The sequence below is a fragment of the Novosphingobium sp. 11B genome (assembly GCF_054589055.1).
This window is the reverse complement of the sequence record NZ_BAAILP010000332.1, coordinates 122,273-131,784: the sequence shown is the minus strand read 5'-3', so window position 1 is coordinate 131,784 and position 9,512 is coordinate 122,273. Positions and strand designations below refer to the sequence as shown.

Below are 9,512 nucleotides of genomic sequence, written 5' to 3'. Positions count from 1 at the left end.
GGGGGGATAGGCTGGTCGCCGTGCGGAGGAAGCGGGTGACCGGCGCCATTTCCCCGGCGCCGATCACCCGCGACACTTCAGGTTCAGGCGCTCAGGCGACCGAACGCGCTCAGGCCCGCATAGCGCGCGGCCTTGCCCAGTTCTTCCTCGATGCGGATGAGCTGGTTGTACTTGGCAAGCCGGTCCGAACGGGCCAGCGAGCCGGTCTTGATCTGGCCGCAGTTGGTGGCGACGGCGAGGTCGGCGATGGTCGCGTCCTCGGTCTCGCCCGAACGGTGCGACATGACGGCGGTGTAGCCGTTGCGGTTGGCGATCGAGACGGCTTCGAGCGTCTCGGTCAGGGTGCCGATCTGGTTGACCTTGACGAGCAGCGAGTTCGCCAGGCCCTTCTCGATGCCCATGGTCAGGCGCGCCGGGTTGGTGACGAACAGGTCATCGCCCACCAGCTGCACCTTGTGGCCGATCTTGTCGGTCAGCGCCTTCCAGCCCTCGAAATCGTCCTCGCTCATGCCGTCCTCGATCGAGATGATCGGATAGGCTTCGGTGAGATCGGCGAGGTAGTCGGCGAAGGCCACCGGCGACAGGCTCAGGCCCTCGCCGCTGATCTCGTACTTGCCGTTCTTGAAGAACTCGGTCGAGGCGCAGTCGAGCGCGAGCTTGATGTCGGTGCCCGGCTTGAAGCCTGCCTTCTCGATCGAGGCCATGATGAAGTCCAGCGCATCGCGGGTGCTGGCAAGGTTCGGCGCGAAGCCGCCCTCGTCGCCCACGGCGGTGGCGAGGCCCTTCTCGTGCAGGCCCTTCTTGAGCGTGTGGAAGATTTCCGCTCCCCAGCGCGCGGCTTCCGCCAGCGACGAGGCGCCGACCGGCATGACCATGAATTCCTGGAAGTCGATCGGGTTGTCGGCATGCTCGCCGCCGTTGATGATGTTCATCATCGGCACCGGCAGGACATGCGCCGAAACGCCGCCGACGTAGGAGTAGAGCGGCAGGCCGCGCGCATTGGCGGCGGCCTTCGCGGCGGCCATGCTGACGCCGAGGATGGCGTTGGCACCGAGGCGCGCCTTGTTCGGCGTGCCGTCGAGTTCGATCATGGCAAGGTCGAGGTCTCGCTGGTCTTCGGCGTCGAGACCGACGAGCGCCTCGGCGATCTCACCGTTGACCGAATCCACGGCCTTGAGCACGCCCTTGCCGAGATAGCGGCTCTTGTCGCCGTCACGCAGTTCCACCGCTTCGTGCGCGCCGGTCGATGCGCCCGAGGGCACTGCCGCGCGGCCGAAGCTGCCGTCTTCCAGCAGGACGTCCACCTCCACGGTGGGGTTGCCGCGGCTGTCCAGGATTTCCCGTCCGTGAATGTCGATGATCGCGGTCATGTCTGCGGTTCTCCTCAAGCGGGCGCATTACGCGCCATCCGTCCGGAGGCGGTCTTAGCAGGGGAACTTCGCGTGACAAGTTGCGTTGCAGCAAGGAACGACAAGTTGTGTTACTCTGTCCGCACATGGCTTATGATGCCAATTCGCGCCAAGGATAGACAAGGAAGGATAATCGCATGGTCGAACCCACCATCTCCGCCGGAAACGGCACCGAAAGCGCCAAGAATCACTTCTCCAAGGCGGTCGAGGAAGCCAAGGCCGGTGCACAGGCTTTCGCCGGTGAAGTGTCGAGCGAATGCAAGACCCGCAGCGGTGAAGCCAAGGACAAGGCCAGCGCCTTCGCGGCCGATGCCAAGGTCAAGGCCGCCGGCTATGCCGAGGAAGGCAAGGCCAAGGCCAGTCAGGCGATCGTCGGCGTCTCCAAGCTGATCGACGACAATGCCGCCCTGATCGACGAGAAGGTCGGCGTGAAGTACGGCGATTACGCCCGCAGCGCATCGAAGTCGCTGGCCGACGCCGGAGCCAAGCTGGACGAGAAGTCGATCGAGGACATTGGCGAGGATGCCAAGACGTTCGTGCGCAACAGCCCGTGGCAGGCACTCGGCATCGCGGCCGCGACCGGCTTCGTGCTTTCCCGCCTGTTCAGGGGCAAGTGAAGGCGCTTCGGCGCCTGAGCTGACTTCCTGAGAGAATGCAGGACACCACACCCACCCTCACCCCTGCGGCCGAGGATTACGAGAATCTGTCGCTGGCGCAGGATCTGCGCCAGCTGGCAGATGAAGCGAAGGTTTTTGCGCAGGCTGAACTCGCGTTTCAAAAGTCGCGCGCTGCATATGTCGGGTCGGAAACACGCACTATCGTCATGCTGCTCGTGGTGGCAGCGGTGCTGGTTTTCTTCGCTGTCATGGCCTTCGTGGTCGGTACGGTGATTGCCCTGGGTCCGCTGCTCGGATTGTGGGGCGCGATGGCGGTTGTCACGCTGGTATTGCTTGCGCTTGCCGCATTCGGGGCCTGGAGTGCGCGCGCACGGCTGCGCCGGATGCTGCGTATCGCGGGCGGTTCTCAGGACGATTAATCTATTACGGGGGCTCGAATGGGCAAGCAGGCAGCGCAGGTTCTGGTGGACCGGGCCGCGCGCGACGCCGCGAAGGCGAAGTTCGACGGACATTACCAGGCTTTCAAGGCCGACATGGACGAGCGCGGGATCAGCGGCCGGATCGCTGACGAGGCGCTCGATCAGGCCAAGCTGATGTTCGACGAGGCCGTTGCCGTTGTCGAGGAGCATCCCGCCGCAATCGGCGGAACTTTGGCCGCGCTGGTGCTTTGGTTTTTGCGTAATCCCATTATCGACTTGGCGCAGCGCCTGTTGGACAGCGTGCGCGACCGGGTCTCTTGACCAAGGAAGGAACGCCAGGTGAGCAAGACCGAGTCGTCCACCCCGATCGATGTCAGCAAGGGTGCGAACGTCGTCGCCCTGCCCGCGCAGATCGCCGAGCCCAAGCCGTCTGACAAAGTCATCGCCTTCGTCAAGAAGCACCCGGTACTGACCGTCGCAGGCGGTGTCGCCGTTGGCGTCGCAGTGAGCGCCCTCCTGCCGCGCCGCGTCAGCAGGCGGATCGTCGCGCGCACGCTGGACCTCGCGGAGGCTGCCGGCACCGCCAGCGTCGTACTCGGCCGCAAGGCGGGCGACAAGGCGCACGACATCGGCATCGATGCGCGCAAGCAGGCCTCGAAGTTCGCGGACAGCGCCGAAAAGGCCAGCGATCTGGCCATTCTCAATCTCGAAAAGTACGGCCTGGCTGCAGTAGGCGCCGCAAGTGCCCTCGGCCGTGCGACTGCCCGCCGAGCCAGCAGGCTTGGCGATGCGGCTGCCGACACCGCCAACCGCCTTGGAGACGCGGCGGCTGTCCGCTCGACCAAGGTGCTGCACATGGCCGAAGACCTCAAGAAGCGTGTCAGATCGTAAACGGCTCGTGAATTTCAGCTAAAGACGCACCTTTTCGCTTACTGCGCGATCAAGGTGCGTCTTGTGCACTTGCTCCTTGACCTCTCCAAAATTATAGGCCGCTTATCTCCCAACCAGCAGGAAAGCGGCACTCTCCCATGCAGAAGCTTCACCTTGTAATGGGCGGCCGGGTCAAGGATCCGCGCAGCCTCGAATTCACCGACCTCAAGGCTCTCGACCTTGTCGGTGTCTATCCCGATTTCGCCGAGGCCCAGAATGCCTGGAAATCGGCAGCGCAGCGCACCGTCGACGATGCCGAGATGAAGTACGTGATCGTGCATCTTCATCGCCTGCTCGAGCCGGAACTGCCGGCAGCCTGAGCAGCGGAAACGAAAAAGGCCGGCGGAAACGCCGGCCTTTTTCTTTATCCTGAAGCGGAGAGGATCAGATGAATTCGATCTTCTGCACCAGGTAGAACTTGTCGCCCGAGGGGACGGTCACTTCGATCTCTTCCTCGACCTTGCGGCCGATCAGCGCCTTGCCGAGCGGCGAGTTGTAGCTGATGCGGCCGACCTTCGCGTCCGCTTCGTAAGGGCCGACGATCTGGTACTTCACCGGCTTCTCGTCATCGTCGAGAAGAGTGATGGTGGCGCCGAAGATGATCTTGTCGCCCGACAGCGTCGCGGGATCGATGATCTGCGCACGCGTGATTTTATCCTCGAGGTCGGCGATGGTCGCCTCGACCTGGCCTTGGCGCTCCTTGGCGGCGTGGTACTCGGCGTTTTCCGAAAGATCGCCGTGGGCACGCGCTTCCTCGATGGCGTCGACGATGAGCGGACGCTCATCGCGCAGCGCCTTGAGGTCCGCGGTCATCCGCTCGTAACCTTCCGCGAGCATCGGCAGCTTTTCGACACTTGCCATTCTAATTCATTTCCTCCTGCGGCCTTCCCCCAAAGGTCTTGCGACTAGTTTCCTGTCCCCGCCCTAGGCGGGCGGGGCCGATCTGCTGCGATGTGGGGGGAGGCGAGATCGATTTCAGCTATAGTAGTCCTGCAACGATCGCACTTCAAGTTTGCTCCCGCGAATTGTCGCGATCGCCTCCGCCGCAGCGACACTGGCCGCCGCCGTGGTGAAGATCGAAACCTTGCCGGTCAGCGCCGAGGCGCGGATCGACTGGGAGTCCACCAGGCTCTGCCAGCCTTCGGTGGTATTGAAGATCAGCGCGATCTCGCCATCGACGATCTTGTCGACGATGTGCGGACGGCCTTCGGCCACCTTATTGACCAAATCGACCTGCAGGCCCGCTTCGGCCAGATACTTCTGCGTGCCGCTGGTGGCTACAATGCGGAAACCCTGCTCGATCAGCGTCTTCACCGCAGGCAGGATCACCGGCTTGTCGCTGTCCTTGACCGAAACGAACACGGTGCCCTCGACCGGGAGCTTCATGCCGGCGCCAAGCTGCGCCTTGCCGAAGGCGCGAGCGAAATCGCTATCGATTCCCATCACTTCACCGGTGGACTTCATCTCGGGGCTGAGCACCGGATCGACGCCGGGGAAGCGGTTGAAGGGGAACACGGCTTCCTTGACCGCCATGTACGGCAGGTCGCGCTTGAACGGCGGGAAGGTGTCCAGCTTCTCACCCGCCATGACGCGCGCAGCGATCTTGGCGACCGGCTGGCCCAGCGCCTTGGCGACGAAGGGCACCGTGCGCGAGGCGCGCGGGTTGACCTCAATGAGGTAGACCTCGCCGTCCTTCACCGCGAACTGGATGTTCATCAGGCCCTTGACGTTAAGGCCGAACGCCAGCTTCTCGGCCTGACGCTCCATTTCGGCGATGATCTCGGGCGGCAGGCTGTAAGGCGGCAGGGTACAGGCGCTGTCGCCGGAGTGGATGCCCGCTTCCTCGATGTGCTGCATGACGCCTGCCACGACCACGCGCTCGCCGTCGCACAGGGCATCGACGTCGCACTCGATGGCGTCGCGCAGGTACTGGTCGATGAGGACCGGGCTGTCGCCCGAGACCTGCACGGCGGTGGTGATGTAGTCGTCGAGCTGCTGTTCGCTGTCGACGATCTCCATCGCGCGGCCGCCCAGCACGTAGCTTGGGCGCATCAGCACCGGGTAGCCGATGCGATTGGCGACGTTCACCGCCTCGTCGCGGCTGCGGGCAATGCCGTTGGCGGGCTGCTTGAGGCCGAGCTTGTCGACCAGAGCCGAGAACCGCTCGCGGTCTTCGGCAAGGTCGATCGCGTCGGGCGAGGTGCCGAGGATCGGAATGCCCTCGTCTTCCAGCGCCTGCGCCAGCTTGAGCGGAGTCTGGCCGCCGAACTGCACCAGCACGCCGACGAGTTCGCCGCTCTGCTGCTCGACGCGCAGGATTTCCAGCACGTCCTCGGCAGTCAGCGGCTCGAAGTAGAGACGGTCCGAGGTGTCGTAGTCGGTCGAAACCGTCTCGGGGTTGCAGTTGACCATGATGGTCTCGTAGCCGGCCTCGGACAGGGCGAAGCAGGCGTGGACGCAGCAGTAGTCGAACTCGATGCCCTGCCCGATGCGGTTCGGACCGCCGCCGAGGATCACGATCTTCTTGCGGTCGGACGGCATGGCCTCGTCCTCGGGCTCGCCGAAGATCGGGGCCTCGTAGGTCGAGTACATGTAGGGCGTCACCGCCTCGAACTCGGCGGCGCAGCTGTCGATGCGCTTGAAAACGGGGACGACGCCCAGCTTGCGGCGAAGCTGGCGCACTTCCTTCTCGCTGGTGGCACCGGCCATGGCGCGCAGCGCGTCATGCAGCAGGCCCGAGCGCTTGGCCTGGGTCTCGCCCAGACCGCCCGCGACGCCGACCGAACGCACCGCCAGCGTGGCGAGGCGCTTGTCGGAGAAGCCCATCGCCTTCAGCTTGCGCATGCCCGCCGCATCGTTGGGCAGACCTTCGGCGAGGATCTTGGTTTCCTCGGCGATGATTTCCTCGATGTGGCGCAGGAACCACTTGTCGTAGTGGGCGATCGCGTGGATCTCGTCCACGGTGAAGCCTTCGCGGAAGGCCTGCGCGGCGTGCAGCAGACGCTCCGGCGTGGCGCGCGAAAGAGCGGCGGTGATGACGTCACGGCCGGCGCCTTCCAGCGCGGGCACGCGGTTGAAGCCATCAAGGCCGGTTTCGAGGCCGCGCAGGGCCTTCTGCATCGATTCCTTGATGTTGCGGCCGATCGCCATGACTTCGCCGACCGACTTCATCGCGGTGGTGAGGTCGTTCTTGGCGCCCTTGAACTTCTCGAAGGCGAAGCGCGGGATCTTGGTGACGACGTAGTCGATGGTCGGCTCGAACGCGGCGGGCGTCGCGCCGGTGATCTCGTTCATGATCTCGTCGAGCGTGTAGCCGACCGCCAGCTTGGCGGCGACGCGCGCGATCGGGAAGCCGGTGGCCTTCGAGGCCAGCGCCGAGGAACGCGACACGCGCGGGTTCATCTCGATGACGATCAGGCGGCCGTCCTTGGGGTTCACCGCGAACTGGACGTTGGAACCGCCGGTCTCGACGCCGATCTCGCGCAGCACCTCGATCGAGGCGTTGCGCATGATCTGGTATTCCTTGTCGGTCAGCGTCAGCGCCGGGGCGACGGTGATCGAGTCGCCCGTGTGGACGCCCATCGGATCGACGTTCTCGATCGAGCAGATGATGATGCAGTTGTCATGGCGGTCGCGCACGACCTCCATCTCGTACTCTTTCCAGCCGAGCAGCGATTCCTCGATCAGCACTTCGGTGGTCGGCGAGGCATCGAGGCCCGAACGCACGATCGCCTCGAACTCGGCCTTGTTGTAGGCGATGCCGCCGCCGGTGCCGCCCATCGTGAAGCTGGGGCGGATGATCGAGGGCAGACCGGTGCGCTCAAGCACCGCGAAAGCCTCGTCCAAGGTATGCGCCACGCCCGAACGCGCCGAGTTGAGGCCGATCTTGTCCATCGCGTCGCGGAAGCGCTGGCGATCCTCGGCCTTGTCGATCGCGTCGGCATCGGCGCCGATCATCTGGACACCGTACTTCTCCAGCGTGCCGTCGTTGAACAGTGCCAGCGCGCAGTTGAGCGCGGTCTGGCCGCCCATCGTCGGGAGCACCGCATCGGGGCGCTCCTTCTCGATGATGCGCGCGACGACCTCGGGGGTGATCGGCTCCACGTAAGTGGCGTCGGCCATGTCCGGGTCGGTCATGATCGTGGCGGGGTTCGAGTTCACCAGGATCACCCGGTAACCGTCCTCCTTGAGCGCCTTGATCGCCTGGGTGCCCGAATAGTCGAACTCGCAGGCCTGACCAATGATGATGGGCCCCGCGCCGATTACGAGGATCGAGGAGATGTCGGTGCGCTTTGGCATGGGCTTTCCTGGGTGTCCTGTGTGTCTTGTAATGCGACCCGGTGGCTTATGCCACCAGATCACCGAAAGCCTTGTCCCAGTAGTCGGGATCGGCTTTCGCGTTCTGGATGATGGGGTTGGCGTCCTGCTCAGCGCGAATGACTTCGCGAAAGCGGTCGGCCTGGAACTGGTGCATCGAGCCGCCGTACTCGCCCTGGTTGGTGGACCAGGCGCCCGTCTCGATCATGCGATCGATGAAGGCCTTGCCGGCTTCCTTGGAGTGCTTGCGCACTTTCGGGCCGAACTTGCGGACGGCGACGGAGACCTTGTCCTCGAAGATGAGCTGAAGCTCGCCGTAAGGATAGAAGCGCGGCGCGACCGAGAGTTCGGCCGCCGGCCCGGCGACGTAGTAGGCGATCATGTGGTCGATCAGAGCGGACATTGCGCTAGTCATTTCAGGCACCTTCTTTGTTATGAGGTGCCTGGATGCATAGGCAATCCGCCGGGCCGGGTCGAAAGCTCCCTTGGCCGCACCGGCAATCATCGCCGATGCGTGGGACGGCGCGAACGCCGCCAAGGGAGCCTGACCCGCTGCGACCATCAGCCGAGCATACCCACGAACTTCTCGAACAGGTAGAAGCTGTCCTGCGGGCCGGGGCTCGCCTCGGGGTGGTACTGCACGCCGAAAGCGCGCTTGCCCTTGATCGCGATGCCGCAGTTGGTGCCGTCGAACAGCGAGACGTGGGTTTCCTCGACATTGTCCGGCAGGCAGGTGTTGTCCACCGCAAAGCCGTGGTTCATCGAGGTGATCTCGACCACGCCGTCGGCATGGCGCTTGACCGGATGGTTGGCGCCGCGATGGCCCTGGAACATCTTGGCTGTCTTCGCGCCCGCTGCGATGCCGAGCATCTGGTGACCGAGGCAGATGCCGAAGACCGGCATGTCACGCTCCAGCAGCGCCGCGATCACGGGCACGGCATAAGCGCCGGTCGCCGCCGGGTCGCCGGGGCCGTTCGAGAGGAACACGCCAGCGGGTTCGAGCGACAGGATGGTTTCCAGCGAAGCCTCGGCCGGAACCACGGTGACGCGCGCGCCAGCCTTCACGAGATTGCGGAAAATGTTGTCCTTGGCGCCGTAGTCGATCGCGACGACGTGCGGGCGGGTCTCGCCGTCGGCAGTGCCGTAGCCCTCACCGAGTGTCCAAGTCGAGCCTTCCCAGCCCTGCTGGATTTCGCGGCTGACCAGCTTGGCAAGGTCCATGCCTTCGAGGCCCGGCCATTCCTGCGCCCGCTTGATGAGCGCGGGAATGTCGAAGTTGCCTTCGGGGTCATGGGCGATGACGGCGTTGGGCGCACCGGCGCTGCGGATGCGGCGGGTGAGCGCGCGGGTGTCGACGCCCGAAAGGCCGACCTTGCCCTTGCTCGCCAGCCACTCGGCGTAGCCGCCTGCGGAACGGAAGTTCGAAGGCAGCGTCACGTCCTCACGGACGACGCAGCCGACGGCGCCATCGACCAGCGATTCGAGGTCTTCCTCGTTCACGCCGACATTGCCGATGTGGGGGAAAGTGAAAGTGACGATCTGGCCCGCATAGGACGGGTCGGTCATGACTTCCTGGTAGCCGGTCATCGCGGTGTTGAAGCAGACTTCACCCACGGACTCTCCGACATGACCGAAACCACGTCCCCAGACGACGTGTCCGTCGCTGAGAACCAGAACGCCCGTTGCCCCTTCGGGTTTGGGCGCAAGCGAAGATGCGGCGTCGGCCATGGTGGGTCGCTCCGTTGACGGCGTTTCTAACGTTGTGTGCTAAGACGCGGCCGCTAGAGAGGGTTGTGCACCGCGTCAAGGTGTGGGGGTGC

10 protein-coding genes are annotated in these 9,512 nt (G+C 64.5%); 5 read left to right on the top strand and 5 right to left on the bottom strand.

Features of this window, described 5'->3' with window-relative positions; translation table 11 throughout:
• Nucleotides 1-83: 83 nt before the first annotated feature.
• The gene (gene eno / locus ACYPYD_RS27830; protein WP_271183281.1) at nucleotides 84-1,370 is read right to left on the bottom strand and encodes a phosphopyruvate hydratase; all 1,287 of its coding nucleotides are present in this window, start codon (nucleotides 1,368-1,370) and stop codon (nucleotides 84-86) included.
• A gap of 176 nt (nucleotides 1,371-1,546) precedes the next feature.
• Between eno and ACYPYD_RS27825 the strand changes: the two genes are divergently transcribed.
• From ACYPYD_RS27825 to ACYPYD_RS27805, 5 genes are all read left to right on the top strand, one after another.
• Nucleotides 1,547-2,026 (top strand): DUF883 C-terminal domain-containing protein, encoded by a 480-nt coding sequence (locus ACYPYD_RS27825; RefSeq protein ID WP_008828701.1) that lies wholly within the window; start codon nucleotides 1,547-1,549, stop codon nucleotides 2,024-2,026.
• Between the two features lie 35 nt (nucleotides 2,027-2,061).
• Nucleotides 2,062-2,445 (top strand): phage holin family protein, encoded by a 384-nt coding sequence (locus ACYPYD_RS27820; RefSeq protein ID WP_459667013.1) that lies wholly within the window; start codon nucleotides 2,062-2,064, stop codon nucleotides 2,443-2,445.
• 18 nt (nucleotides 2,446-2,463) lie between these two features.
• The gene (locus ACYPYD_RS27815) at nucleotides 2,464-2,766 is read left to right on the top strand and encodes a hypothetical protein (RefSeq protein WP_285019855.1); all 303 of its coding nucleotides are present in this window, start codon (nucleotides 2,464-2,466) and stop codon (nucleotides 2,764-2,766) included.
• Nucleotides 2,767-2,784: 18 nt separating this feature from the next.
• Complete coding sequence (locus tag ACYPYD_RS27810) at nucleotides 2,785-3,336, top strand: hypothetical protein (RefSeq protein ID WP_459667010.1); 552 nt, start codon at nucleotides 2,785-2,787, stop codon at nucleotides 3,334-3,336.
• A gap of 137 nt (nucleotides 3,337-3,473) precedes the next feature.
• A complete protein-coding gene (locus ACYPYD_RS27805) occupies nucleotides 3,474-3,695 on the top strand; it encodes a DUF4170 domain-containing protein (protein ID WP_008828705.1) in 222 nt (73 codons plus the stop codon).
• A 64-nt stretch (nucleotides 3,696-3,759) separates the two neighbouring features.
• On the opposite strand, the gene greA is transcribed toward ACYPYD_RS27805, so the two are convergent.
• From greA to carA, 4 genes are all read right to left on the bottom strand, one after another.
• Nucleotides 3,760-4,236 carry a transcription elongation factor GreA gene (gene greA, locus ACYPYD_RS27800; protein ID WP_008828706.1) on the bottom strand — a complete coding sequence of 159 codons (477 nt, stop codon included), beginning with the start codon at nucleotides 4,234-4,236 and terminating at the stop codon, nucleotides 3,760-3,762.
• Between the two features lie 114 nt (nucleotides 4,237-4,350).
• Nucleotides 4,351-7,674 (bottom strand): carbamoyl-phosphate synthase large subunit, encoded by a 3,324-nt coding sequence (carB, locus tag ACYPYD_RS27795; RefSeq protein WP_459667008.1) that lies wholly within the window; start codon nucleotides 7,672-7,674, stop codon nucleotides 4,351-4,353.
• A 46-nt stretch (nucleotides 7,675-7,720) separates the two neighbouring features.
• On the bottom strand, nucleotides 7,721-8,095 hold the full coding sequence (locus ACYPYD_RS27790; protein WP_008828708.1) for a hypothetical protein: 375 nt from the start codon (nucleotides 8,093-8,095) through the stop codon (nucleotides 7,721-7,723).
• Between the two features lie 158 nt (nucleotides 8,096-8,253).
• Complete coding sequence (gene carA / locus ACYPYD_RS27785) at nucleotides 8,254-9,420, bottom strand: glutamine-hydrolyzing carbamoyl-phosphate synthase small subunit (RefSeq protein WP_036523042.1); 1,167 nt, start codon at nucleotides 9,418-9,420, stop codon at nucleotides 8,254-8,256.
• Nucleotides 9,421-9,512 lie beyond the last annotated feature (92 nt).

What these genes read in the sequence shown, in the direction of transcription:
- eno (WP_271183281.1), bottom strand. Translation starts at nt 1,370, where the DNA reads ATGACCGCGATCATCGACATTCACGGACGGGAAATCCTGGACAGCCGC.
- ACYPYD_RS27825 (WP_008828701.1), top strand. Translation starts at nt 1,547, where the DNA reads ATGGTCGAACCCACCATCTCCGCCGGAAACGGCACCGAAAGCGCCAAG.
- ACYPYD_RS27820 (WP_459667013.1), top strand. Translation starts at nt 2,062, where the DNA reads ATGCAGGACACCACACCCACCCTCACCCCTGCGGCCGAGGATTACGAG.
- ACYPYD_RS27815 (WP_285019855.1), top strand. Translation starts at nt 2,464, where the DNA reads ATGGGCAAGCAGGCAGCGCAGGTTCTGGTGGACCGGGCCGCGCGCGAC.
- ACYPYD_RS27805 (WP_008828705.1), top strand. Translation starts at nt 3,474, where the DNA reads ATGCAGAAGCTTCACCTTGTAATGGGCGGCCGGGTCAAGGATCCGCGC.
- greA (WP_008828706.1), bottom strand. Translation starts at nt 4,236, where the DNA reads ATGGCAAGTGTCGAAAAGCTGCCGATGCTCGCGGAAGGTTACGAGCGG.
- carB (WP_459667008.1), bottom strand. Translation starts at nt 7,674, where the DNA reads ATGCCAAAGCGCACCGACATCTCCTCGATCCTCGTAATCGGCGCGGGG.
- ACYPYD_RS27790 (WP_008828708.1), bottom strand. Translation starts at nt 8,095, where the DNA reads ATGTCCGCTCTGATCGACCACATGATCGCCTACTACGTCGCCGGGCCG.
- carA (WP_036523042.1), bottom strand. Translation starts at nt 9,420, where the DNA reads ATGGCCGACGCCGCATCTTCGCTTGCGCCCAAACCCGAAGGGGCAACG.